The sequence below is a fragment of the Mesorhizobium sp. 01N446 genome, from assembly GCF_056399285.1.
This window is the reverse complement of the sequence record NZ_JBFTRA010000011.1, coordinates 51,431-75,426: the sequence shown is the minus strand read 5'-3', so window position 1 is coordinate 75,426 and position 23,996 is coordinate 51,431. Positions and strand designations below refer to the sequence as shown.

Annotated in this window: 26 protein-coding genes and 3 pseudogenes; 15 read left to right on the top strand and 14 right to left on the bottom strand. The window is 57.7% G+C overall.

Annotated features, from left to right (window positions below; translation table 11 throughout):
* Window positions 1-38: 38 nt before the first annotated feature.
* From AC1DPX_RS30540 to AC1DPX_RS30510, 7 genes are all read right to left on the bottom strand, one after another.
* Window positions 39-1,082 (bottom strand): TrbL/VirB6 family protein, encoded by a 1,044-nt coding sequence (locus AC1DPX_RS30540; protein ID WP_477241407.1) that lies wholly within the window; start codon window positions 1,080-1,082, stop codon window positions 39-41.
* A 182-nt stretch (window positions 1,083-1,264) separates the two neighbouring features.
* Window positions 1,265-1,999: a type IV secretion system protein gene (locus AC1DPX_RS30535; protein ID WP_477241405.1), complete on the bottom strand. Its 735-nt coding sequence runs from the start codon at window positions 1,997-1,999 to the stop codon at window positions 1,265-1,267.
* A 9-nt stretch (window positions 2,000-2,008) separates the two neighbouring features.
* Entirely contained in the window at window positions 2,009-3,166 is a 1,158-nt protein-coding gene (locus tag AC1DPX_RS30530) for a transglycosylase SLT domain-containing protein (protein ID WP_477241403.1), read from the bottom strand.
* Window positions 3,150-5,552: a VirB4 family type IV secretion/conjugal transfer ATPase gene (locus AC1DPX_RS30525; RefSeq protein WP_477241401.1), complete on the bottom strand. Its 2,403-nt coding sequence runs from the start codon at window positions 5,550-5,552 to the stop codon at window positions 3,150-3,152. The genes AC1DPX_RS30530 and AC1DPX_RS30525 overlap by 17 nt, the downstream gene beginning before the upstream one ends.
* Window positions 5,549-5,842, bottom strand: coding sequence for a VirB3 family type IV secretion system protein (locus AC1DPX_RS30520; RefSeq protein WP_006339854.1), 294 nt, complete (start codon window positions 5,840-5,842; stop codon window positions 5,549-5,551). Before AC1DPX_RS30520 ends, AC1DPX_RS30525 begins: the two co-directional genes overlap by 4 nt.
* 3 nt (window positions 5,843-5,845) lie before the next feature.
* Window positions 5,846-6,160 carry a TrbC/VirB2 family type IV secretion system protein gene (locus AC1DPX_RS30515; protein WP_023720448.1) on the bottom strand — a complete coding sequence of 105 codons (315 nt, stop codon included), beginning with the start codon at window positions 6,158-6,160 and terminating at the stop codon, window positions 5,846-5,848.
* 12 nt (window positions 6,161-6,172) lie between these two features.
* Window positions 6,173-6,781: a lytic transglycosylase domain-containing protein gene (locus AC1DPX_RS30510; RefSeq protein WP_477241399.1), complete on the bottom strand. Its 609-nt coding sequence runs from the start codon at window positions 6,779-6,781 to the stop codon at window positions 6,173-6,175.
* Between the two features lie 132 nt (window positions 6,782-6,913).
* On the opposite strand from AC1DPX_RS30510, the gene AC1DPX_RS30505 reads away from it, so the two are divergent.
* Genes AC1DPX_RS30505 through AC1DPX_RS30495 form a run of 3 tightly spaced genes read left to right on the top strand, consistent with a single transcriptional unit; the run spans window position 6,914 to window position 8,222 of the window.
* Window positions 6,914-7,516: a hypothetical protein gene (locus AC1DPX_RS30505; protein ID WP_477241397.1), complete on the top strand. Its 603-nt coding sequence runs from the start codon at window positions 6,914-6,916 to the stop codon at window positions 7,514-7,516.
* A complete protein-coding gene (locus AC1DPX_RS30500) occupies window positions 7,513-8,061 on the top strand; it encodes a thermonuclease family protein (protein ID WP_477241395.1) in 549 nt (182 codons plus the stop codon). The genes AC1DPX_RS30505 and AC1DPX_RS30500 overlap by 4 nt, the downstream gene beginning before the upstream one ends.
* Window positions 8,058-8,222 carry a hypothetical protein gene (locus tag AC1DPX_RS30495; protein ID WP_171026564.1) on the top strand — a complete coding sequence of 55 codons (165 nt, stop codon included), beginning with the start codon at window positions 8,058-8,060 and terminating at the stop codon, window positions 8,220-8,222. Before AC1DPX_RS30500 ends, AC1DPX_RS30495 begins: the two co-directional genes overlap by 4 nt.
* Here AC1DPX_RS30495 and AC1DPX_RS30490 read toward each other — a convergent pair.
* Window positions 8,219-8,563, bottom strand: coding sequence for a hypothetical protein (locus AC1DPX_RS30490; RefSeq protein ID WP_477241393.1), 345 nt, complete (start codon window positions 8,561-8,563; stop codon window positions 8,219-8,221). The two genes, AC1DPX_RS30495 and AC1DPX_RS30490, sit on opposite strands and share 4 nt — an antisense overlap.
* Window positions 8,564-8,901: 338 nt before the next feature.
* Here AC1DPX_RS30490 and AC1DPX_RS30485 point away from each other — a divergent pair, with 338 nt between their 5' ends.
* The 3 genes from AC1DPX_RS30485 to AC1DPX_RS30475 all read left to right on the top strand — a co-directional run bounded on the left by AC1DPX_RS30485 (window position 8,902) and on the right by AC1DPX_RS30475 (window position 11,842).
* A complete protein-coding gene (locus tag AC1DPX_RS30485) occupies window positions 8,902-10,515 on the top strand; it encodes an RcgA family putative transporter (RefSeq protein WP_477241547.1) in 1,614 nt (537 codons plus the stop codon).
* Window positions 10,505-11,530: an alpha/beta hydrolase family protein gene (locus tag AC1DPX_RS30480; protein ID WP_477241391.1), complete on the top strand. Its 1,026-nt coding sequence runs from the start codon at window positions 10,505-10,507 to the stop codon at window positions 11,528-11,530. Before AC1DPX_RS30485 ends, AC1DPX_RS30480 begins: the two co-directional genes overlap by 11 nt.
* Before the next feature lie 102 nt (window positions 11,531-11,632).
* The gene (locus AC1DPX_RS30475; RefSeq protein WP_477241389.1) at window positions 11,633-11,842 is read left to right on the top strand and encodes an ATP-binding protein; all 210 of its coding nucleotides are present in this window, start codon (window positions 11,633-11,635) and stop codon (window positions 11,840-11,842) included.
* 143 nt (window positions 11,843-11,985) lie between these two features.
* Here the strand turns inward: AC1DPX_RS30475 and AC1DPX_RS30470 are convergent, their stop codons facing one another.
* Window positions 11,986-12,492: a helix-turn-helix domain-containing protein gene (locus AC1DPX_RS30470; protein WP_477241387.1), complete on the bottom strand. Its 507-nt coding sequence runs from the start codon at window positions 12,490-12,492 to the stop codon at window positions 11,986-11,988.
* A 117-nt stretch (window positions 12,493-12,609) separates the two neighbouring features.
* On the opposite strand from AC1DPX_RS30470, the gene AC1DPX_RS30465 reads away from it, so the two are divergent.
* The 3 genes from AC1DPX_RS30465 to AC1DPX_RS30455 all read left to right on the top strand — a co-directional run bounded on the left by AC1DPX_RS30465 (window position 12,610) and on the right by AC1DPX_RS30455 (window position 15,272).
* Window positions 12,610-13,212 carry a hypothetical protein gene (locus tag AC1DPX_RS30465; RefSeq protein ID WP_477241385.1) on the top strand — a complete coding sequence of 201 codons (603 nt, stop codon included), beginning with the start codon at window positions 12,610-12,612 and terminating at the stop codon, window positions 13,210-13,212.
* 57 nt (window positions 13,213-13,269) lie between these two features.
* Entirely contained in the window at window positions 13,270-13,728 is a 459-nt protein-coding gene (locus AC1DPX_RS30460; protein ID WP_477241383.1) for a hypothetical protein, read from the top strand.
* Between the two features lie 1,052 nt (window positions 13,729-14,780).
* Complete coding sequence (locus AC1DPX_RS30455) at window positions 14,781-15,272, top strand: hypothetical protein (protein ID WP_477241381.1); 492 nt, start codon at window positions 14,781-14,783, stop codon at window positions 15,270-15,272.
* Between the two features lie 139 nt (window positions 15,273-15,411).
* Here AC1DPX_RS30455 and AC1DPX_RS30450 read toward each other — a convergent pair whose 3' ends face one another.
* Complete coding sequence (locus AC1DPX_RS30450; RefSeq protein WP_477241379.1) at window positions 15,412-16,005, bottom strand: XRE family transcriptional regulator; 594 nt, start codon at window positions 16,003-16,005, stop codon at window positions 15,412-15,414.
* On the opposite strand from AC1DPX_RS30450, the gene AC1DPX_RS30445 reads away from it, so the two are divergent.
* The 3 genes and pseudogenes from AC1DPX_RS30445 to AC1DPX_RS30435 form a co-directional block, all read left to right on the top strand.
* Window positions 15,935-16,165, top strand: coding sequence for a MucR family transcriptional regulator (locus AC1DPX_RS30445; RefSeq protein ID WP_477241377.1), 231 nt, complete (start codon window positions 15,935-15,937; stop codon window positions 16,163-16,165). The two genes, AC1DPX_RS30450 and AC1DPX_RS30445, sit on opposite strands and share 71 nt — an antisense overlap.
* A gap of 107 nt (window positions 16,166-16,272) precedes the next feature.
* Window positions 16,273-16,488 carry a hypothetical protein gene (locus AC1DPX_RS30440; RefSeq protein WP_477241375.1) on the top strand — a complete coding sequence of 72 codons (216 nt, stop codon included), beginning with the start codon at window positions 16,273-16,275 and terminating at the stop codon, window positions 16,486-16,488.
* A gap of 227 nt (window positions 16,489-16,715) precedes the next feature.
* Window positions 16,716-16,922: pseudogene (locus AC1DPX_RS30435) on the top strand (DUF4158 domain-containing protein); the annotation flags it as partial.
* Here the strand turns inward: AC1DPX_RS30435 and AC1DPX_RS30430 are convergent.
* Window positions 16,918-17,239: pseudogene (locus AC1DPX_RS30430) on the bottom strand (Tn3 family transposase); the annotation flags it as partial. The pseudogenes AC1DPX_RS30435 and AC1DPX_RS30430 overlap by 5 nt on opposite strands.
* Before the next feature lie 49 nt (window positions 17,240-17,288).
* On the opposite strand from AC1DPX_RS30430, the pseudogene AC1DPX_RS30425 reads away from it, so the two are divergent.
* Both AC1DPX_RS30425 and AC1DPX_RS30420 read left to right on the top strand, forming a co-directional pair.
* Window positions 17,289-17,575: pseudogene (locus AC1DPX_RS30425) on the top strand (Tn3 family transposase); the annotation flags it as partial.
* 151 nt (window positions 17,576-17,726) lie between these two features.
* On the top strand, window positions 17,727-18,179 hold the full coding sequence (locus tag AC1DPX_RS30420) for a hypothetical protein (protein WP_477241374.1): 453 nt from the start codon (window positions 17,727-17,729) through the stop codon (window positions 18,177-18,179).
* A gap of 764 nt (window positions 18,180-18,943) precedes the next feature.
* Here the strand turns inward: AC1DPX_RS30420 and AC1DPX_RS30415 are convergent.
* Window positions 18,944-19,141, bottom strand: a complete 198-nt coding sequence (locus AC1DPX_RS30415; RefSeq protein ID WP_477241372.1) for a MucR family transcriptional regulator — start codon at window positions 19,139-19,141, stop codon at window positions 18,944-18,946.
* Window positions 19,142-19,909: 768 nt separating this feature from the next.
* Here AC1DPX_RS30415 and AC1DPX_RS30410 point away from each other — a divergent pair.
* On the top strand, window positions 19,910-21,589 hold the full coding sequence (locus AC1DPX_RS30410; protein WP_477241370.1) for a sulfotransferase: 1,680 nt from the start codon (window positions 19,910-19,912) through the stop codon (window positions 21,587-21,589).
* Window positions 21,590-21,708: 119 nt separating this feature from the next.
* Here the strand turns inward: AC1DPX_RS30410 and AC1DPX_RS30405 are convergent, their stop codons facing one another.
* Together AC1DPX_RS30405 and AC1DPX_RS30400 are read right to left on the bottom strand one after the other, a co-directional pair.
* Complete coding sequence (locus AC1DPX_RS30405; RefSeq protein WP_477241545.1) at window positions 21,709-22,908, bottom strand: porin; 1,200 nt, start codon at window positions 22,906-22,908, stop codon at window positions 21,709-21,711.
* A gap of 320 nt (window positions 22,909-23,228) precedes the next feature.
* A complete protein-coding gene (locus tag AC1DPX_RS30400) occupies window positions 23,229-23,972 on the bottom strand; it encodes an antitoxin Xre/MbcA/ParS-like domain-containing protein (protein ID WP_477241368.1) in 744 nt (247 codons plus the stop codon).
* Between the last annotated feature and the right edge of the window lie 24 nt (window positions 23,973-23,996).

Below are 23,996 nucleotides of genomic sequence, written 5' to 3'. Positions count from 1 at the left end.
CCTAATCCAGGGCCGCGATCGATGATCGTTCGTGTGTTCTACGCCAGAGGCCTGGCGTTATCGCGCGCACCTTGCTGGATGGCTGACCGGGCTGCGTCGTCCGCCCTTGCTGCTCGCGGGGATCGGAAGCTGTTTGCGGCGAGCTGCCGGGCGCCCCGAGCGGCGCGGCCTGCGGCCCATCGCGCGCCGGAATAGCGCACGGCATTCCTGCCGAACGTCCCATATGAGTAACGAGCGCCTGTGGTGCTGAGATACCCGCCGCCATTCAGGATGGAAGCAATCGAGGGTATCTGCATGAGAACGTAGATCCCGATGATCGTCACCAGCACCAGGGGCAGCACCAGCGACATCTTGCTGTCCATGGTCGCTCCACCTGATGTGGCGGTGTTCAGCGCCGCATTGACGAGCGAGAAGTAGAAACCGAGAAAGCCGTAGATCAGGATTTGCTGAATCATGAGGAAGGTGGTGAGCGAAAGGAAGCCTTCGCTCATGCGCGAGGACCAGCGGTAAAGCCAAAGAATGATCCATATCGGCGCCAGGGCGAGCGTGATGAACAACATCACCTTGGCGGCGATGATCGCGGCAATGGCAAGCGCTGCGAAGATGATGGCCGACAGCAGGACGAGCAGCGACAAGAGCGCGCCAAAAATGTCGTAGAAGGATCCGCTATAGACCTGATTGGCGACGTCCTGCGCTCCTTGATAGAGGTTGTCGATCAGCGCTGGAATTGCCGCCTGGTCGTTGAGCTGATTGCCGGTGGCTCGCGACACGGCGCCGACGATCACCTTGCCGACCTCATCTGGAATGCTTTGGACTAGCTGGTAGATCGTCGCGGAAAATGTGCCCCATCCGGTCAGCAGCAGATAGATGATGACGGCGCGGCCGAGGCGATAGGCCGCTTCGAGTGGCGAAATCGACTCCCGCCCGCTCAGGATCGAATAGCCCCACCACACGATATAGAGGGTCAGCATGAGGGTGAAGACGTTGCCCATCGCATTGCCCAACTGCATATAGACGGTGCGGACGAAGTCCTCGCCGATGTTGTCAATGCCACCCAGAATGCTTGCGGCGAGACCGTTCATGGATCCTCGTCAATGATGCTGGCGAACGGCGTTGAATTGACCGGTTTTAGCGCGCCGCATTCGTCGGTGCGGGCATACGCCAAAGGCCCGCACGGCGCTTTCCGTTCGCGATTAGCGCATCCAAACAGCACTGCGCCGAGCCCAATTACAGCGCATATGCGCAGCACTCGCCTCGACAAGCGCTAGCCTCCGCTCTTGCCAAATTCCGCGAACGGATTGACGTTGCGCGGCGTCATCATCTTCTGGACCTGGCTCTGGCGAAGAAGGTCCCCCTTCAGCTTCTCATTCAGGGCCGCGACAGCGCCGTTCTGGACGCCGATCAGTTCGTTGACCGCGCGCGCATTTTCCAGCTGCATTCGGGTGTTCTGGTCCACCGATCCCTTGACGTCCTGTGACTGCCCGATCTGCCCACTCGCGGACTGGAGGGACTGTTGGCGCTGGGTGACGCCCTGCGAAGCCTGCGAGGTCAATGCGCTTAGCAGCGAGGCCACATTGACGCTGCCGCCATAGGCTGTGTTGACGGCGCTGGTCTCCTTGCCGGCAATCTGCTGCAGCTGCTTCACCAGCTGGAGCCCATTGATGACGGCGCCTGCGATTTTCTGGATTTCGGGCGAAAGGCCACCAAACGAAAGCGCACCGCCGTTCAGGATCGATCCGAACGAGGGAGCCTGGGCAATCGACATGTTGCCGCCAAGACCCATTTGTCCGATCCCGAGCGAACCGTCACGACTGCCGCTGAGAGCCTGCAGGATCTCCTCGCTCTTTTTCAGGATATCCTTGTTCGAATCCATGATGGAGTTGGTGTTGTCCGCATTCTTGCGGGCGACATCGAGATTGGCGCCATCAATGACGGCAATCTGTGCGTGGGCCGTGCTTGCCCAAAGCGCCAGACTGGCAGCAGTCGCGAATTTTTTCATGTCAGCCTCCTATTGCTGTAGAGAATTGATCACGCTGGCAGCGCCGGCAGGATCGCTGGTGATGATCGTCGAGCTGCTGTCGGCCGAGCTTGCCCCCGCGTTTTCAAGTGCGCATGGTAGCCACCGGCCGCGATCGATCCTCAACCGCTCCAATTCCGCGGGATCACAAGACAACGGGTTTGGAGACCCGCTCTTCGGCTGTTGCACCAGCTTGGAAGACTGCGATGCCTGAACATTCTGCAACGATAGAAGTTGGGCCAGCAACGTCGTAAAATCCCCCGCCTGGGCGAGGTACTGGTTGGTGACATCGGCGTTGATCCCACGAGCCGACGAGTTCAGCTCCCACGCATCCTTGTATTCGGTAACCTGGCCAACGTTGCCCGCCAGCGCGTCGATTGCAGCATTGTTGGCGCCCATCTGCGATGAGCTTGCATCAAGGCCGCCAGCCGCCTTCCTCACCGTGCCCATGGCCGCTTCCTGAGCCGTGCCGCCGGCGCCGTCGGCCGTTACGATCGAGAATGGTGGCGGCGCGGCGGCGGGAGCCTTGCCGCTCGATACATAGTCGTTGAAGTAGCTGTTCCAGCGGCCGACGCCGCCGGCCCATTGGTTCTGCTCGCCTGCGTTCGATCCGTTGTAGAAGGAGGCGAGACAGCTGTAACTCGTCGCGCCGCATTGCTTGACACCCATTCCGAGATATTTGACACCGCCTTCGACGTTCTGCTCGTTCACGTCGCGGTCAAGTCCCATGGACTTGCCGGTGCCCTTGGTCAGTTGCATCACGCCTTTGACCCCGGTGTGGCTCCCGGCGCATGTGTCGAAGCGCGATTCCTGATAGGCAACGGAGAGCGCCAGGCCTTCCGGCACGCCGTACTTCTGCGCATAATAGCGGATCATCTTCACGTTGCCCGCGTCGCGCTGCAACGCTTCGGCCGGGGATCGGCGAAACATCTGCGAGCGGTATTTGTTCGAATAGGTGCAAACGACGCTTTTCTTCCTGTCGGTTTCGTCCTTCTTGGCCTCATCCGACTTCGTGCTGTGCTGCTCGTCCTCTTGCCGCTTGTCGAGGTTCGGCCCGTCGATGACCGCGATCTGGGCGACAGCCACGCTCATGGTTTCCGCTGTCGCGAGAGTCACGGCCAGACAAAAGCTGCTAAGCCGCTTCGTCATGCTCGTCCTCCCATCCGCAGAAGTAAGGCAACCACATCTCCGGCTCGTCGCCGAAGGTCTCCCGGAGCCGTGCGCATTCCTTGCTGTTGGCTTCGTTCGAGGACAAGACCTTGATGAGATCGGGCATTGCCGACAAATCGAGCTTGGCGACGATCGAGTCGCTGTCGTGCTTGACGAGGAAGGTGCGTGTTTCCTTCGCGGTTCGGCGCACGAACTCGAATTCCTTCGCTGTCAGCGAGAAGCGCTCTACGTAGGATTCTTTGCTCGCCTTGGGGTTGGGGAAGAAAATGTTGGTCTTCGTTTGCTCGATCAGTGACGACGAGATGGAGGAGTTGACGACGTCTTCTGCTGTCTGCGTGCCAAAGCCGACCACGCCGTTGCGGCGACGAATGGTCTTCAGCGTCTCACTGATGAAAGCGGCGAAAACCTCGTCGTCCAGCAGCTTCCAGCCTTCATCGAGGAAAAGCATGATCGGCGAGCCGTCGATGACGTCCTCGAGACGATGGAAGATGTAGAGCAACGCCGCCGAGCGCAGCTTTCGGTCGCCCAGGATCTTCGTCATGTCGAAACCGACAACGGGTTTCGAGAAATCGACCAGATCGACGGGATTGTTGAAAAGCCAGCCCTTGTCCTTCGGGTCGAGCCAGGGCTGTATCCGCGCCGCCAGATCATTCATGCCAGGCATGAGCGAGCCCCGCAGCACTTCCGGCAGCAGGTCGAAGGTCCGCTGTTCGCGCGGTATCTTGTAGATCATGTCGACGGCCGCGTTGATGACGCGCATCTCGGCCACCTCAAGCGCGCCGCCTTCCGGCGTCAGAATGTAGAGGAGTAAATCTTCCAGGAAAGAACGGTTTTCCGCCGTGTCATCAAGCTGCAATGGCGCCAACCCGGTCGGCTGAGAGGGTTCCATCACCTCGTAACGACCGCCGAGCGCCCGAACGAAGATCTCGGCGCCGCGCATGTAGTCGAAATAAACACATCGCGGCCGCGGCATGATGCGCATGGCCTGCGCCATCAGGAACGACAGCACCACGGTCTTGCCCGAGCCGGTCGGGCCGAACACCGTGAAGTGCCCGACATCGTGTACGTGGAAATTGAAATAGTAGGCTGTCTGGCTGGTCGTCTCGAGCAAGGCGATGGGCCGTTTCCAATGCAGCCGGTCACGTTGGCCGGACGGGAAATTGTGTCCGGAAAAAAGGCCGGCGAAATTCAGCGACGAGATCAACGCACGTCGCGCGATGTAGCTGAAATTTCCCGGCAACTGCGCCCAGAAGGCCAGTTCCGTGTTCAGTGTCTCGCGGACCGGCACGATCGACATGCGCGAAAGTTCGGCCGTGATGTCGGATAGCGCACGATTGAGACCAGTCATGTCCGGCGCCAATGCCATGACGCTCATGTGATGTTGCCCGAATACGACTTCGCCGCCAGCCAGCTTGTCGGCACCGTCGTGGACGGAGACCTCGACCGTCGTGCCCGCCTCGTCGGAACCCTCGACCTGGTTGGCGATAGTGTTGATCCTGCGCATCGCCGTGACACGGTCTTCGATCGCGAAACTTTGCGTCAGGACAAACTCATGCGGCAGTCGCAACAGACCGTCCAAAGAGCCCGGCGCGGTGAACGGCGGATATTCCTTGATTGACACCATGGCGCCGAGCTTGGCTTGGTCCGGACCGCGAAGTTCCAGCGCCGACTTGCCGAAAAACAGCTGCCGCGTCGCCAGCACATCGCCAAGGGACATGCGCGGCAAAGGCATTTCCACGTCGCCACCACCGGCGAGGATTTTCGCCAGAAATTCGGCAGGCTCGGAAAAGAAGCTGTCGCGGCGCTTCACGACACCGAGAAGACGTCCCCCATATGCGCTGAAATCCTTGACCATGCCGTCGAGGATGTCATGCAGTTCGGCTATTGCCTCTTCGCGGGTTTCTTCGCCAGCGGTGCTGATACGGAATGCATTGAGCGCCTTGTCCACCCAGYCGACCCGGCCGACCATCGGGCGCCGTATGACCGTCAGATACGCCTCGTTGACGAAGAGGTTTTTCGAGCCAAGCTCGTCCATGTAGCGGGCGTCGAGCTCGGCCACGAAAGGATTTTCAAAGTCGCCTTCGATTTCCGGGGTCACGTGACGGCGGATGATCGTTGTGTAGACCGCAAACCGAGAGGTCGAAAGATTGCGGAACGTGGTGTTGCGGTTGAACATTCGGCTGTTCAACTCGGCCTGGTCCATGGTCTGGAATGGCAGGCCGCTGAGCCGGATGGCGCCGACCAGAAAGCCGCTCTTCGTCACGATCAGATTGTCATCGACATGGCGAAGGTAGGGGATGTGCATCGCAGCCGGCTTTTCGCGGCGGCGCTCACGGCCAAACTTCAGCTCTGCATCGAGGCTCATGGCGAATAGCTCCTCGCCCCCCAGAAAGTGAGATTCGCCACCGCTCCGCGTTTGGAGACGCGCCGCTCGAAAATATGAAAGATGTAGGGATCGCGCTGGCACAGATATGCGCTTACCAGATGCACCACGCCGAAGACGCCAAGACCGAGCATGAAGCTGCTCGTGGCGATAAAGCCGATCACCGCCAGGATGCCGTTCAATGCAAAAACTTCATATCGCACCCCCCATTTCATCGGGGGGCGTGTCAGGGGCAGGCTGACCGGCTCGACGTAGACTTCCTCGTCGTCCATGGCTCAGCTGCCTCCTGCCGTCGCGCGAACCGCGTCCACCAGCTGGGCAGCGCCGAAGATAAGAGCGATGCCAATGATGATGGAAAAAGCCATCATCCACGCCAGCCGTCCCGTCATGGCGAGGAAGCCGAGAAAACAGACCGCGATGATGGCAAATGAGCGCGCTATGTTGCCCTGCAGAACGCCGACGAACCATTCCAGCACGTTTTCGACTGGCGCCGCCGATTGGGCGTATGCGGTGGCTGGCGCCAGAGCTATTCCGACCGCCGAGGCCAAGGCCAGTTTCAGAGCAAATTTGCCTGCTTTCCTGTATTCCACCCTTGGCTCCTTTCAGTTGCCGAAATCCATGACATGACCCTCCTGCCAAGCGTCTCCGCTTGCTGGCGGACCGGCCGCGAGCATTTCGGATTTGGTCAGGAGGGGCTTCTTCGCGACACCGCCGAACTTCCAGCGGTTGAGGATTTTCACGATGTATTCCGCGGTCTCCGGATTCACCGGAATGCCCTGCGCCTTGTAGACGCTGTTGGGCCCGGCGTTATATGCCGCCAGCATCAGCAGCGGATCCTGGAACTCGTCATAGAGTGACTTCAGATAGCGCAAGCCAGCCCGAACATTCGCCTGCGTATCGCAACGGTCGCTCACGCCGACATCAGCCGCCGTCCCCGGCATCAACTGCATGATCCCAAGGGCTCCGGCCTTGGACGGACCCTGATTGGCGCCGAGATCGCTTTCAGCCCATGCGATCGCCTCGGCCAGATCGGCGTCGAAGCCTTCGTCCAGCGCGACTGAACGCACAAGTTCGGCGACTTCAGTACGGTTTCCGGTCTTGCACGCCCCAGGCCTCTGCGCCCCGACTGAGGTAAGGGCTTGCGCCGGCGTTGCAAAGGCGACCGCGACGCGGTCTGATGCCAGATCCCGGCCGTGCGCTTCCAAGGGCATTGTAGCGGCACACAGGGTGAGCAGAAGAGCTGTTCGAGTGTTCATACTGTCGCCAAAATTTGACACTTTACTATGGCTACACGCAGCCCTAGTAAAGTGTCAACACCATATGCACCGCAGGGACGGATTTCGATGAAACAGATTGCCCTTTGCACGGCTTTGCTGCTCCAGGGCACCGCGGCTTATGCTGCCGGCGCCGACGCTCCAAATGCCTTCGCGCAGCCGTCGGAACACTACCTGCTCCAGTTTGCCAAGCCGGGCGAGAAGGTGTTCGTCTATGAGCGCTACGATGCGAAAGGCGCGCTCTTTCAGCGCGACGCGGCGACCCTCAGTTCGCCGGTTAAGGCGTCGTCGGCGACCGAGCGCGTCATCAACGGCGTGGCCTATCGACTGCGCGGCCTCGCCGCCTGCCCAAATCCAAAGATTACCTACAAGACGCAGGCGTGGGACTGCACGAAGGCCGCGCAGGACTATGAAGAAGGAATCTACAACCATCGTGCTTCTGTCGTGCTTTGCAAAACGCTTGTGCTGCAGAGCAAGAAGGGGGAACCCGACGCCGTGTCGTGTTTTTCTCTCGTGGGTGCGGGCAATACAAACGACCCGTACAACGTCGCCTACGACGATGACGAAATGGTTTTCTTCGGCATGGCCGCAATCGGACGCAACAAGGACGGCAAGTCGCTGCGCCCCGATCTGGAGCACTCCGCCGACCTCGGTGGACAGTTCCAGGAATGAAACAGGCGCGCTTTGCAGTGCTGGCCGCTTTTGGTTTGTGCGCATCGGCACAGGCCCAGGGTGCATCCGAATCTGCCGCGCCAACGCCCTTCGCGGTATCGAAATCGGCTCAACTGCTGACCGGAGATACCTGGCGTGACGGCGACCACCTTTTCCGCCTCTATGGCGTGCAGTCATGTCTTCGCGGCACGTCGGCTGAAGAGCGAAATGGGAACAAACTCGATTGCGGGAACATCTCGCTGGCGCATCTGGCAGCACTGTTCGATAGCGCGGCGGTGACATGCCAGCCAATCGGCTACGCCCTCGACAAGGCGGCCTTTGTCGTCTGCGGTGCGCAGCTGAATGGCGACACAATCGACGTCGGCACCGCGCTCATAGCGACCGGATACGCGTTTGCCGCAACGACAGCAAAGGGCAAAGCCGTCAACGAGAACTACCTCGTCGCGGAAATCAACGCTAAGATGAAACGTGCAGGTTTGTGGGGCACGACGTTTCAGCACCCTGTTCAGCTGCTGCTAAATAAGCGATCGGAGAGACAAGAATGAAGCACGACGATGAGGCGCACAAATATTACTATCCCGTGGAAGGACGCACCGACGGCGCAATCGGCGATGCTATCGCATTCATCGCGATCATCTTGGTGCCGGCGGGGATCTACGTGGCCTGGAATACCGTGGCGTCATGGATTTCAGCGCTCTTCTCCTAGGCCTGCAGTTTCGTGAAAGAACCGAGCAACGCGCGCAAATCGTCGACGTCAATCTCGCACCAGTCGTTCCCCAACAACCGACAGAAATAAGCTGCCTTCATTTTCATCTCGACGATATCGGCCACCGGCGCAGCGGCCGCGCGCCGACGCGCGATAACCTCTTCCGCCATGACCGAATCCAATCGCCGGCCGGTCAGGGTCGCGTCCGCCCCTTCTGCCCCCATCCATCGCTTGCCGAGACGTTCAACCATGGCGACTGCCTGACGATGCGCCGCGATCAGATTCGGGACCCCGTCGGCCTCTTCCACCACTCCGTTGTTACAGACCACTTGAATGGGCATCGATTGGCTCCACGCTCATGACAATTCGTAAATGATACCTCGGGAGGCGAGAAAAAGAGGGATGGCTTCATCCCTCTGCTTCTCAGGCTCCCGAAGCCCTGGCTTCCCCCACTTTTCGCTCATGCGGTCGCGACCGATCCGGGCAGCTCAGTGCCTTGGCCGGCGGTTTGCGAAACATCTCTCCCGCAACAACCGTGTGCAGCCTCTCCAGCGGGTCACCAGTCATCGATCGTCTCCCGTGCCGGCCAAATCCAGTTGATAAAAGCGTTGATTGAGCACAAAGGCACGATAAGATACGAAGCCTAGCGAAGCGGAACGAAACTAGAGCCTATAAGTTGTTGTTTAAGAACGGAAAGTTATTTCTCCCTCCGCCCAGAGACGGGAGTGATTTCAAAGAATTATTCAAACGATTGGCGGCGGCGGGCGCGGGTCGACTACTGGGCAAAGACGGGTTTCCTGCCGGCCCATGGACGCCCGAGCTCCTTGCAGAGGCGATTTCACAGATTGATTCCAACCGGGTTGGGGTCGATCTACGAACGGTGCAGCTTTGGTTTCAAGAGAACGAGAAGGGTATTAGCACTGCCAACATTCGTTGGCTGGCGAGGATTCTCGGATGCGATGATCCGGTCGCAACTAGCGAATGGCAGATGGAGCTTAGTGCGGCGCAATCGCGGCTATCGATCAAGAGACGAGGATGGAAGAGAGCCGGAAGCAGCGTTGCACAGGAGATTCCAGATACGTCACTGACGGCGACCTTCGACGACGAGACAGACTCCCCAGCAGTGCTGACACGGGATACTGACCCCAAGGGGCCGAGCCGGCGTTTTAGTTTGGCGAGGAAATCGGAGGCTTTTTTTAGTCGCGGATCTCCCCTGAATTTACCGGCGTCGGTGTTTGCGGGTGTCACCGCTCTTGGGTTTTTGTCGTATCTTACGGGGATTCACAGCGTGACATATGGCCGGGCGGATGGCGTCGTCAAGCAGGTTGGGTTTCTTTGGACAGCGAATTGGACATTCGTCTTCATGGTATTTTTGCCACTGTTTTTTGCCTTCGTGACAGAGCTGGTGACCTTTTGGAAAGATGAAGGCCGCCCAAAGCTTGTAGCGCAGGGCGACAAGATGAAAAGCGACGATGCCTGGGCGCGCAGCGTACAAGCTTCTTCGTATTCATATTGGGCGGTTCTTTTGATTTGTGTGGTATTCGCCGGTCTTTTTCAGTGGATCGGCGTGTCTTTAATCCCGTTGCTCAAAGGTGGTGGCAGCTATGCGACGGACTGGGGCTCGTTAGCGATTGTGCGCCCTGAAGTTATATCGGTGCCGGAAGCGATCGTGTTCACGGGGCTCGCTTACCTATACATGTGCCTATGTTTTTATCTGTTCTTCGTAGGTCTAATTTTGCTTTATACAGTGATCCATGATCTTTGGAAAATTGGAAAAGCAGCGAGTAATTCGCCCGAGGTGGATTATCAATACGGCTTCCATGAAGCCAGCCTCAGGGTTATGCGTGCGATTTTCCGATGTACTGTTTTGGGGCTTCTGATCGCCATAGTCATGAAGCTCCAGAGTGCTTACCTGACATCGCGTGGGGAGAATATTGTGGCGTGGTTGGTCGGCGATATGTCTTCCGCCTTCTATGGGCGAAATGATGTGACCGCCGTGATCAGCTACCGTAGGCCGACCCATTATAGTAGCCTTCTTATCGCTATTTCGACCTGTGCTGTATTTCTGTACGGCTCCATCCGTGTAGGTGTCGAACCTCGGTTTCGTATGTCTTTGTGGAAGATGTCAGCGATCGTAGCGTTACTCGTGGCTAGCTACTTGCTGATCGATGCATTTGCCGGCTTTTCGATCCTTCTGGGCGTTGGAGTGCTGTTCGCAATATATGGCTTGTTTGATCCGGGGATGGGGCGACGGCAAGCGATTAAGTTGGGAAGCAATCAGAGTGTATCATAGTTGGCTTGATCATTGGGATGAGCGGCGGGCGCGACGCGGTGAGGAAGGGAAGAAATCAACCGATTTCGCCCTTGACGCGGAACGTGCCTTTCCAGGTGCGGATAAGATAACAAGTATCGAGGAATTCTGTGCCCTTGCGGACCAAGCCGTGGCTGATCCAGCCTTTTTCGATGATCCGAATGTGAGTGTTCAGGGGTTTGAAAGGCTAGATGGGTGGCTCAAATTTCCATCGGACATATCTACTGACATCGAACAGAACAATGTCGTCTCGGCGAAAATCACAGAAAGCGGGTCGTTCGATCAGGCGATGGTGATTTTTCACCATTGGAATGCAACCTTCCGGAATCGTCAGATCGCCAACTTTTTCTCGCAACGTGGCATCACGGTTGTCGAGATCGCTATGCCTTATCACTTCGAGCGCAGCCGTCCCGGCTCCGCGCACGCTGACTATATGCTTAGCCCTAATCTCGGTCGAACGATTCAATCTGTAAGGCAGGCAGTGTTAGATGGGCGAAAGCTCATACGTTGGTTGAAGATCGAAGGCTATCGAGAGATTTCAGTTCTCGGTATGAGCTTAGGCTCCTGGGTTGCGGGCCTTCTCGCGGCGCACGACTCGGCTGTGTCGAAAGCCGCGTTGTTTCTCACGGCGGGGAGTCTAGCGGATATGGTTTGGACGGGTCGCGCGACACGATTGATACGTGCTAGTCTCGAGCCAGCGATTAAGCTGACCGAGCTCAGAAGGGCTTGGGGTCCACTTAACTTGGAGAATTACGCAGATAGTTTGGCACGGCCTGATCTCGGTCTTCACGTTGTGTTGGCTAAGAGAGACAAAGTGGTGTTGCCAGAGCTATCGGAGAGGTTCATGCAGAGGCTGAAGGACGCCGGAGCTAGGCCAAATATTTTGGAATTAAACTGCGGTCATTATTCGCTCGCCATGCCGCCATACATTTTGTTGGCCGGTTTGAGCTTGAAGCGGTTTCTGTCGCGTGCTGACAAGTCTGCCCGGCAAGCATGAGTTTGGCGTTGGCCGGTCAGTTCACCAGCAAATTCTCTGATGGGCATCACGACACTAAAGTGATGAATCTGGGTCGCCCCCTACCGGAACCGACCCCTGGAATTGGCCGACAACGGCGCAGGCGTGACACCGGCAAAAGTCACGACACCCTTTTACTCTACACGCGCCGGCAATCACACCGGGCTAGGTTTGACGGCTTGTTCTCATATGGTTTCGACCCTCAAGAGGAAGCTCTTCATCAGCAGAATTCCCGACGCCGGCACAGTCGTCCATGTTAAAGTCCCTTATTATCCCCGCCGCTGCAAAGGCTAGCAGCCGACGATGACAGCAGCGGCTCGACAGCCGCGGCGGGGGTGCTAGTCTAAAGTCGGCCGCTGGGCCTGACGGGCAGGGGCATGGGAGCGGTCGCCGGCTGGGGGCGTATTACAGGCCCTTTAGGAACACTCGTCAGGCGGCTAGATGTCGGCTCCGCCAGGCGGGATCTTTTCGGAAAAGAGGAAGGTCGCTGGATCAAGTTTCAACGCCTTGGCGATCGCCGCAATCGTGTCCACGCTGATATTGCCGCTCGCGCGTTCCAGTTTCGTGAATGTCGCCTCCGCCACGCCGATTAGTTCGGCCATCTCATAGCGGTGCAAAGTACGTCGTTGTCGCTCAAAATCGATGATGTGCGCCAGCCGCTTGCGAATCGCATTGTCGTCCAACCGATGCGCCCATTCCGGAATTTTCTTGCCGCCGGCGAGCAGTGATGCAAAAGACAGTTGCAAGCCGTTTGCCATGATCTGCAGCGTCATCAATGTGACATTATTTTTCTGACGCACAGTCTGAATGTAGGTTCGATAGGCCAGTTTTTCGCCCTCGGCGGTCCGAAACAGTTCTGCCATGTGCATATGGGATAGGCCGCGTCTGGCTCTCTCCCGCTCCAGCGTCAGTGCAATGTTGGCGCGCAACGGGTTGTTGACCACGCCTCCGTCGTCTCGTTTCATAAATCGATGTAGTCGCACAAACCTGCCTTTTCGACCTGTCCTTTTTCGCGCGGATTATCCATAGTAAACTGTCAAATCAGCAGCGAGGAAAAGGCTATGACCATACTCAAATTTCTACTAGGGGGTGCCGTCGCCATCGCGGGCGCCGCAGCTCTTCCATCCCAATCAAAAGCGTCGGAATGGGGCTGTCAGGTCCTCCTATGTCTTTCCGGCGACTGGCAAGGTACCCCCTCGTGCCACCCGCCGATCTACAAATTGATTGCGGCGATGGAAGCTCCGGGTTTTGACTGGCCGACCTGTCCGCAAGCCAACTCTAGCGCGGCGAGATTTGAGAAGTATGAGGATTGTCCGTCTGGCTGGCAAGCAGTTGGCAGCTCCGAATCCGATCGGCCGGGCTTAGGTCAAGAACGGAACATCTGCCGCATCGCGGCCGATAGGCTCTCCTTGCCCGTTGTTTTCAAAAACAACGCCCTCGGCGGGCATCATGGAGACGGTTCACGTCCGGTCCAAATCGAAATCGACGGTAAGGTGGTTGCGGCAACAATCCAGACCGCGGGAAACGATCGAGGACATTCCCTTGGTAATGGCCCCACCTACTACACCATCCCTCGACCGACGCGCGGAAAGCCCTGGCTCATCCAGTATGATGACGCGAACGGCGTGCGCCAGAAAAGCTGGTTCAATCTCAACATGCCATGAGCCAGGCGATCACGCAGGACGAGGTGCTATGAGGGTGACAATTCAGGGAGGTTTGAAGTGTTCAAGGTGCTTCTCCTGTCCACTGTGATTATGAACATAGGCGCAGTGTTGGCGGCGGCTGGTCAGAGCGACAAGCCGCGATCAAACGTGAACAACCCTATGTGGCCGGCTTCACTGAAATGGGACTGCAAGACCGCAGCCAAAATCGTGTGCGAGCGCGATGGCAGTTGTTCGGTGGCTGAGGACCACACTGGATTTGTGCTGAACTACGGCAGCAACGAAGCTGAGTTTCCGGCCAGCAATGTCAGGATCAAACGCCACTATCAACAGACCGTGCAGGGGAGCCCTTTGCAGCAGGAAGTTAAAGTTGAATTGGCCGACAATCGCGTTCTTTGGCTGACGGCCGTGGATGCCAGCCGTACTTATTCGCAAGCGTGGGTCGGCGCACTGAGCGAGTTGAAGGGTGGCGCGGTACTCATGGAATCCGAGGGCGTCTTTTGCATGCCGCACAAGTGAGTGCGCCGGGAGGGAAGGCGAGCGAAGGCCGATATCGTCTCACCTGGGGCGCCGGCAAAAGGCCTCGAATTTCCTGTTTTAGATCCTCTGCAATCTGGGCCTTGGTGACAGCGTCGAACGGTACCAAAGCATCCCACTGCCGGCTGATGACGACGCGTTTCTTGCCTTGATCCGCTCTGCCGCGCCGCCCCCGGCTTGCAATCGGCTTCGGACGGTTTTGAGCCCGCGTTTCAATGGGCTTTAACCGGAGTTGCAACTCGGGTGGGAGGGAAGCCAAACTGACGAGATACTGCTTGCCCGCGTTGCCACCCTTGCCCTGAACGACGCGCACCTCCAGGGCGTGCCCCCGCCAGTTGCCGCGCTGGCAGGCCTTCCAAACCGCTTGTCGAGAGATTCCCGCCAAGCTGGCGAGCATGTTGAGCGGCACGAACTCTTTCCTCGACATCGTGCGCTAGTCCCCAGCGGCAGAACGGAAACCACGGAGTAGCAGCTGAGTTATATGTGTCGTGACACCCACGCCTTGCCGCCCTCGCCCGCTCAAGGGCGCCATTCGCTACCGAGAGCCCTTGCTGGGACAGTGAAGGCGTAGAGCTGAATCTTAGTCGATAGGGCTGCTGCTTCGGTTTACCAATCCTGGGGTTTTGGGGTTGACCAATCCGTTGCCGACCGTAAGCAGGTTGACCAATAGAGGCGCTTAACTTCCACGCTGATTCAACCACTTAACGCCAATCCAGAATTAGCTGTGATTGTGGCCATTGGTAAACCCGGTCTTTGGATCGGGAGCCCCTCTCCTCGACCTGAAAATCCTCTTGTTTTCAATCGTATAGGCTGAACACCTGCGGCCCACAATTCCGGACAGGTAAACCCCATCAAATGCCAAATAATTCCGGACATCACACCAGTGTGCCAATTATGCGACTTTTTAGGCACAAATGGTGAACGTCGATGCCGCTTCTGACGCAACAAATAGCTAACCTCAGCTATCAGACTTGAGCACAAATGCTTGCAGGGCCGCCCGGATAATTTAGTCTTCCGGGTCTTGGAGAACGCCCTTGTCCGAGCAAGCCCCCCATTATGGATCGGGCTCGCCGATGCTGACCTGCAGATCGTTCAGCACGGCGGCCAATCCTGACGCGGCGACCAGTTGCATCACCCGGATCGCCCTCAGCTTCACGATCGCGTGGTCGAAACACGGCCAAGTTCGTGTGCCCGTTAAATCGGGACGGATAGATGATGCCATCTGGCTTGTCGGGGTGGTTGTGAAAAGCCACCGACCAAGCGCGCGCCAGAGTCTGATTGGCTGCTTTCGCTACATCGGTCGGAACACCCATGATGATGGCTCGGTCGTCGCGCAGATCGACCATCTTGAGTGGGGTGATAATCTCAATCTCGGCATAACTGCGCGCAAAGAGTTCCCTTTCGTCGATCGGCAGGTCGCCGACTACGCCGTCACGCCGATCACGCAGCACTGCCTCGAGAAAGCAAACCGCCCAGATAGAGCACGCCAAACCTGTTTTGAGGAGTGCGCGCCCTCGGATCACTGAATCGGCTCGGCGTTTTCCCGATGCCGAGAGGGTCGGGATAACGATCCATGTAGATTCGGCCGAACTTAAGTCCGGCCAGTACCGTATGAATCTGAAGGCTTGACCCCGCAAAGCCTTTAGGCGGGAGTACCTTCGCCATCTAGCGGAAGTCTCGGCCGACGCTTTTGGCAACTTCAAGAGCAGCCTTCGTCTTACCTCGCTCCAGGGCATCACGTCCTGTCAGCCCTTCGAGCTCGCCGTGCGGCTGGACTAGAAAGCGATAGACCGCCCACGCCCCTCCCAATCGCTCATGAAGCGCTGCGAGTTCGGCATAGGGTCTACCATCAGCGTCGAGCTGCCAGACCGGAAAGCGAAAACCACGCTTGGCCCCATCGAGGCCCAGAAGCTGACCGCTCTGCCGTTTCGTGTTCACCGTCACCCGTGTGGTGCCGAGCAGTTCGGCGAATGCCTCAGCGCTCAGCATATCGTCGGCAGTGAGGATCTCGGCCGCCCGCAACCGGCCGCGAGCGCGCGCTGCGGCCAACGCGTCCTGCAGTTCGGGGCTCGCGATTCCAACCTGTTCGGGCACTCGCGCCTGGGTGGGGATGACTTCCTCTACAGGCGTCACAGTTGTCGCGCCTTCTGGGTCGACATCGACACGAAAGCTGACCGCTCGAGCGCCGGTGCGACTTCTGAAGACCGCTTCCCCATATTGCTCCAGTAGTGCCGTCCCTACGGGGGTCGATTTCGGCATCACGCCAGACGAATATCGATCTAAATGGAGCCTGCCGGGCCACTACCCTATGGTCGCGCCAAACTACGCGGCAGCTCGGTCAGCGCTGGCAAAGGCAAGCGGCTTGGGCCGCAAGGCTGAGCCGGCCAAGAAGGCAGCAAAGCGGAAGGCCAAGGCGTAGCCCGCCGGTCTGATCGGCATCATTCGTGTGGTCTTCCGTTTATATTAGAACAGGAGCATATATGACGTGGTGCGTTTCTGCGCACAATTTTCGAAAGGGGAAAAATCATGAAAAATCGAAAATCGCTTCAACTAGCGCTTTTGGCTTCTATATCACTCTTTGTCACCGAAGCCACATTAGCCAAAGATGCCACCAAAACACCCTGTCGAGCGGACGCTGTGCGAGTGTGCCACATGGCCAACGAAATAAAGGCGCAAGGTTGCCTTAAGCAGCACCTCAGCGAAGTCACGCCGGCCTGTAAGGCCTTTCTCACCAAAAAATGAAACTGATGCTGGCCCGCGCGGCGCGGGGTTCGAAGCGCAAATAAAAAAGCCGCCGGCCGGCGCCATTCGGGCAACCTCCCATGGAGGGCGCCGGCCTTTTTTTCTTAAAGTGGGCGGGAGGGCAAGAGATGATTGCTTCGGTCATTTGTCAGCCAGCTAATTTGCGGAGTTGCCGGTTTGGCGGCGGCTCTCTAGTAACCGGTCACCGCGCGGGACCAAATGTTTTCATGACTAGGGAAGCGGCGATACTTCTGGGCATAGCGACGGACGAGGATAGTCTGATCCGTCACGTTACACTGGACCCGGCAGATAGATTGGAATGCGAACTCCGCCGGCGACCGCAGAACAAGCTGGGCTTCGCCGTTCAACTCTGCACGATGCGACAAACGGGGCGGCTCTTGTGGGACAACGAGCAGCCACCCGCGGCTTCGCTTCCGGCGCCGATCGCAGCCAATGAAAGCGCGTCTGGTCGAGGGTCGGGTCAACCTCCAACAGCCTGTCCAAAAATGTATGCCGATCGGGCGGGATACCTTCGACGAGTTCTTTCTCAGCGTCGGCGAGCTATCGCGCGACCGCCGAGGCCGATCTTCTCGATGGAATGCAGCGAGGGCAGGAGTGCGTTTCGCTTCCGGAACTCGGCAATGACTGCCGTCGCGATCGGCAACCCGTGATCGCCATTGGCCGCCGCATCGATTGCAGCCACAAGGGCGGCGCGGCGATCGTCTCTAGATGCAGTCCGGAGACCGAGGTAAGCATTTGGGTCGATGGCAGCCGATCGTTCCGGCCGATCGACGAGCACCTTATGCGAAATCCGCGACCGATCATTCGAAAGCCAGGCGTTCCGCGCCTCCGGCCTCAACCTCGTCGTTAGTGCGATTGTGCATTGGAATACGGCCTATATCGAACGGGCTGTCACCGCTTGCGCAAAATGCATCGCGAGATTCCGGATCATCTGCTCAAGCACGTCTCGCCGCTGAGCTGGGAACACATCAATTTGACCGGCATCTACACTTGTGATGCAGAACATCAGATGCCTGAAGGCTTCCGGTCGCTCAGACTTCCGGCTCGGTTACGCCACGCCGCATGACATTCATGCTCCGTTCGACCTTAGCGTGTCGCTGGGAACATGTTCCGACCCCTTCATGCATCCGCGAATTGTGGTCTTGTCATCCCGTACCTTTGATGGCAATCTTACGTATTACGCGGTCGACCCGGGCTGTGGGCCAAGGAGGAAGCTCATGAGAATTGCACTCTTCATTTGTGCCGCGCTTGTCCCCGTTCTGGCCGTTGCGCCAACGTATGCTAAGGTGGCCGCGTCAGTTCTTCCTGCCGCTGCAAAGAAACTCACCGCCGGCGATGCGCCGAAGCTGCCGGCGTCGTCCAAGAAACTGACTGGCAAGGATATTGCGGCCCTATACCAGGGTGCAACAATGAAATGGACGAATTTCAGCATGAAAACAGGTGCCATGGGCACAGTGACCTTCGATTTGGCGCATGGAAAACAGACTGGCACTTGGGAAATGGACGGAAAAAAAGGTGACTTCAAGGGCACGGCCAAAGTTAAGGGCGACACACTATGCTACAAGGCAGGCGACAATCCGCAAGAATGCGACTTCGTCTATGTCGACGGCAAGGACATTTATGAAGTGAACAAGAAGGGCATCGTGGTCTCGCAACTCGCGAAGGTCTGACATTTCGTTGTTCACTGACAGTCTGTTATGGCTGGAAGCTGAACTGACGAAGCTCCTTGCCGCTCGCGAAACCGTCTACGTCGGCTATTGCTTTCGTCGGCCTACGCTCATCGTCAGGGGCGGCGTCGGCTTCACAGGGGAGTAGGGTGCTGATCGGCCGTGTTGCATGACATCACCTTTTAGACCCTGCGCAGCTTTGATCACGGCCCTGCGGCTGTTACCATGTTTTAGGATCAACTCCCAGACCAAGTCCGCAGTCAAACCGTTCTCCGAAGCGAAACATTCGACCTGATGGTCGTGAATAGCATCATGCCAGGGCTTATAGCCGCGCATTTGGGCCTCCGTTCAAGGCGCCGCATGGCAAGATATGCGCTCCGGCTAATATAGGCGAAACATGCGAACGAAGGACGTAAGGCCCTGGCGACGACCGACAAGCCGGCCCAACCTACATGATGAGCATGTTCGAGAAGCCGCATTGGCGCACGCTGCTCGCAGCCTCGCAATCGGCGCGCCTATCGCCTACAAATGTTACCGGAAACGATTGCCGGCCCTAAGTCTGGCGAGACTGAATGAGCAATTCAGATGCCAATCCAATCGTGCCAAATCGGGACGAGACCGACTTGCTTCGGAAGACCGCGAGGCGCCGAAGCAGGGGACGGTCCTATCAGGCCGCCGCGCTCGAGACATATCTGAGTCTTTCGTGGTTTGGCGCAGCCATCGGGTAATCGTGCGGCAGTTCCACTTGGCCCGGTGTTGACCGGAGGTCATGCACCGAGCAAGCCGATATGGCGCTTCATAGACTTGAATTTTCGTCCATCTTCTAGACTGATGATGCGGTCCGGAAACACAGGGGTTTGCGGTTCAACGACTGCACGATCGGCGGGCGAAGTCCAGATAGCGAAGCATGAACCGATGCTATCACGTCCGGCAAGCCGGCCGCTGGCTGTGGTTGTTGCAGACATATGCGGATACGATTTCTGCGGTTATCTCTGCTAGCTAGCATCTACTTAACCGTAGCGGGCCGTGGCACTCTGGAGTACATTCGTCAGCGAAATCCAACGGGAGGGTGAAATGTCGCTATCACGCCGCGCATGTTTTTCGATCTTGGGCGGTGCCATCGCATACTCCGCCGTGGCTGGCATCGCTGTAGCTAGGGGTGGGGGTGGGGGTGGCCATGGCGGCCACCATGACGGCGCAACCGGCCAAGTACCCTGCCCGAAGCCCAGTAAGAAGCACGCCACAACGAAAACTACCGGGACCGCATGCAAGTAGGTGATCCAAGATGGCCCAGGTCCCACGTCGGGACTTTCGCCCTGAAGCTAAACAGTGGTTCTGTTGTGAAGGTTGGATCGGGGAGATTCGCGATAGTGGATCGTTTTCTGGATCAGTGACGCACGGTCTTGGGGCGTCGGATGAGACGATCTTCGACATGGTTGCGAGGAGCTTGCAGCGGCCTGGGCAGCGGCAGCTTGCCGGGCGATGCTCCTGGTTCGCTGCCTTTTGGCACGGGCTGAGCGATCCGACGCCTGAAGCTCGGACCTGTGACCGGCGGGTTACGCGCTTCGTCGACTTCAGCTTCTCGGACCGGATGCCTGACCATTCGACACTAGGCGCTTCCGCGAGGAGTTGACGCGCGAGCGACTTGAGGAGAACCCAATAAAATCTGCCGAAGGTGGGGCGGTGGACGGTCGTTACTGGATTCGGCTGACTTTTCTTGCTAGCCAAGAATGATGAGCAACCAATTGCCACCCGCTTGGGCCAAGCACCTCAAAACCAAACTCGCCCCCAAGGCTAGCCCGCCAAAAGGCGCGCTGCCAAATGCTCCGCCGAAGCCCACCCCGCGGCATGAGCACGTGGGCGACATGCTGTTGAGGCAGGCGGTCGAGTTGCAACAAGCTAACCGGTTGCAGGAGGCCCAGGAGCTTTGCCACAGAGTTCTCGATCGGACGCCCGACCATCCACTCTCCCTATACTTGCTGGGGACGTTGCTGCTGGGGTACGATGACGAAATGGCGTTGCGCTATTTCGCACGGGCGACCGGAGAAGAGCCTAACAACGCTTACTACCACCTGAGCCTGGGCGAAGCATATCTAAAGGTCAGTGAGTTTGCGCCTGCGATCCACCACATCCAACATGCGCTCGAATTGAAACCGGATCTTGTCGAGGCACTGTGCTCATTGGGTCGCGCCTATGTTGCCTTTGRCAAACCCGACCTGGCCTTGCCGCTTTATGAAAGGGCGTTGAAAGTCAACCGCAATCATCCGCTGGCACGTGTGGGTCTGGCGAGTGCTCTTACGGCTCTAGGTCGCATGGCGGAAGCGGCTTCCTGCTTGAAGGAGGCGATCGAAAAAAGCCCAGTCGTGATGCCCGTCGCGTACAAAGAGTGGGCACAGATACGCAGTTTCACTGAGGAGCCAATGGAGCTTCAATCCATCCTCCGTGAGATTGAAGGTCTGGATCCTAATCAAGGAAGCGCCCAGCACCTCCATTACGCTGCCGGAAAAATACTAAACGATCTCAAACGCTATGAAGAGGCATTCGACCACTTCAAGAAAGCCAAAGAGTTTGCGGGTCAGGAGTTTAATATCGAAGCGCACCGTCGGTGGGTCGATTCGATCATCGAACTCTTCACTCCGGAAATGTTGGCCGCTAGGCGCGGCTATGGAAACCCCTCCGAAGTACCGGTGTTTATAGTTGGAATGCCTCGTTCGGGCACCACACTCACCGAGCAGATTTGCGCGAGCCATCCTGGTGTTCATGGCGCGGGCGAGCTCAGCAAATTGCGGCGAGTCGCCAATGCGATAGGATTCAAAAGTGGCTCGGCGGGAAACGTGAGACAGGCCGTCGCCTCCTTATCCGCCGAACTCTCGAAGACCTTGGCCGACGAGCACCTGTCCTACCTTCGACAACGCGCGCCGGATGCTCTTCGCATCGTCGACAAGATGCCTCACAATTTCGAACTAATAGGGCTCATCGGTATTCTGTTCCCCAATGCACGGATCGTCCACTGCCGCCGCAATCCTATCGACAATTGTCTTTCTTGCTTCGTTCTAAATTTCAGCAAGTCCCATGACTACAATGCTGATCTGGAGACACTCGGGCTATATTATCGCGAATACGACCGCCTTATGCGTCATTGGGCTGAGGTTTTTCCAGGCCTCATTTTCGAAAGCCATTACGAGGCGCTAATTGAAGACCAGGAAGAGCGGTCTCGCCAACTCATCGACTATCTTGGCCTGCCTTGGCATGATGCCTGTCTACGCTTTTTCGACCGAGATGGTGTAATCGCGACGCCCAGCCGTTGGCAGGTTCGGCAACCTATTTACAATTCCTCTGTCAAGCGATGGAAAAACTATGAAGCAATGATCCAGCCCTTGATTGAGTCACTGGGCGACTTGGCTGACGTTTGATTTGGGGCACTTGCCAGAGAAGCAGCCGCAAAGTGGCTTCTTCTCCCCTGTGAGCGGGTCCAATAGCAAAAACCCGGCAGTTGCCCGCCGGGTTTTCAACGTGTGATTGATGGTGCGCCTTAGAAGTCGCGCTGGAAGCGGATAATACCGCCGACACCACTACCCTTCGTCTCGTAGAAGTTGGTCTTGGTATGGTTCAGATAGTCAACCTCGCCGGTGATGGTGAAGCCAGGGACAATTGCATAAGCGACATTCGCCGCAACGCCGACAGTCTTGCCTGCGTCATACGACGCTTGGAGGTTGAACGAGGTCTTGTCGTCGAACTTATAGGTGCCGCCGCCCCACACAGCCCACTTGCCATCCCATGGCTTATAGAAGGAGTGACCAGTCGGATTCGTCGGGCCATCGAAGTTTTCAGAGCCGTAGCCGCCCATGAGGAACAGCGACAGTTGGCTCGTGGCGTTCACGTCGACTCGGACCTTGCCAGCAAATGTCTCATAATTGCTGTCGTAGGCGAGAACACCGTTGATCCCACCCCACCCCTGCGTGTACTTCGCGCCGAGAACGACATGCGGAACATAGCTGTCGATAACGCCGATGTAATCGGTCACGTGCTCAAGATAACGGCCATCGTTGTTGGAGTCGACAGTGAACCTATTGTCGCTGCCTTCTTCGAGGGAGACTACCGCCGAGAAACCGTTGCCTGCGTCGAAGTAATACTGGATGACGTTGGTGTCGAAGCCGCCATACGGAACCAGCGTGTCGTTAATGACATTGCCAGCGTAGCCGCTGAACGTGTCGAAGGCCGATTCGTCCTTACCGACGCGCAGACCACCGAGCTGAATCCAAGCGAAGTTCAGTGAGATGCTGGTGCCAGCGCCGCCGCTGCTCTCAATGTCTCCTACGCCGTTATAGCCCAAGCGACCCGTGTGAGCACCGTTGCCATAGTTGAAGCGTGTTTCGGTGTATGTCTTCAGGGTGCCGAGTTCGGTTTCCTGACCGGTCCAAGTCTTCAGCGTGAAGCGGGTGTTCTTAGCCCAGGTGTCTTGGACCTTGCCCGTCCTCACGTCGTTCGCGTCAGCACCATCGAACCCATGCATGATCGGATCGCCAACGGAAGCATCATAACGGACATAGCCGCCGATGCGCAGGCAGGTTTCGGTGCCGGGGATGTAGAAGTAGCCAGCGCCGTAGACGTCACAGATCTTGACGTATTCAGCGGGTTCCGGCTCGGCGACGACAACGGCGTCGGCGGCGCGCGCACCGGAAACTGCGATCAGGGCCGCAGCGGAGCCGAGAAGAAGGCTCTTAATGTTCATTTTCTGACCTCCAGAAAGGGTGTTAAAAAAAGGGTCTGGGTATTCTTTGCTGAAGGACAGCGTTCCCTGCCCCATCCCCACTACCGAAAAAGATGCGCACCGCGCCGCTCCTTCGAACTCGACATTACTCATGAGGCGGCGGCGTTCAACAACGAACGAACGGCCAAAGGGGCTATCGGGACCGTATCCGACGAGTTGTGGCAGAAATGACACGAAATGAGCCATCTCAGTAATGTCTGGTTAACCAAATCCGGTTTGACGGTGTGCCTGGCCGACCGTGAGAGATCGAATCGCTGTTGGAAGGTCGGGGCGTACCCAGTTCACTCAGGCTTCCCGTGTTCGCTTGCCTGATGGGAATGTGCAGCTTCAATAACCTCGTCGACCCTATCGATGCGCAGCAGCTCGATCGGCTTGCGATTGGCGAGAGGAGAGCAGGGTTGAGTCAGCCAGAACCAGGTAAGTCGCGGGTGTCCTAAAATAGAAAGCACCGCGCTTACACCCGCCGCCGGTCTCCCATCGACAAACTGAGCTATCGGAAATACGAATTTGCGCCCCCCCTTGAGCAAGGCCACAACCTCGTTCCGTTGCTGCCACCTATAAAGAGTGGACCGTGGAATCCCAAAAGTTGCTTCTAAATAGGTCGGGCCTGCCACCGGCCCGGCCCAGTCTTCGATGATCATTGAACCGAGGCCGTTCCCCTGGCCACCGTGTTCGAACTCCTCACCTCGCAGATTCGCATCGGCGCCGATCGGAACTTCTTCCTGGAGGGCACGGACCTCGGATTTACTGCCGTCCTCGCGGAAACGCTTCGTCGCGATTGCGGCAAGATTAGCGACAAACCCCCTAGCCAAATCCGCCAACTCGTCCTGCATCGTGTCTATGGCCTGATGCTGCCTCCTCGAAAGGACAGTCATGGCTGCAGCCACGTGGCCGCTTAGCTGCCCAGCGGATATCCTCGTCTGCCTTCGCATTACGTCGGTGTGTTGGGCTAGCACGGCTTCAACTTCTGCCGCTACGAAGCTGGCCAGTCGCGCCTGAGCCTTCCTTCGCTCGTCTGCCGTCATAGACTAGACCCAAAAATCACTGAA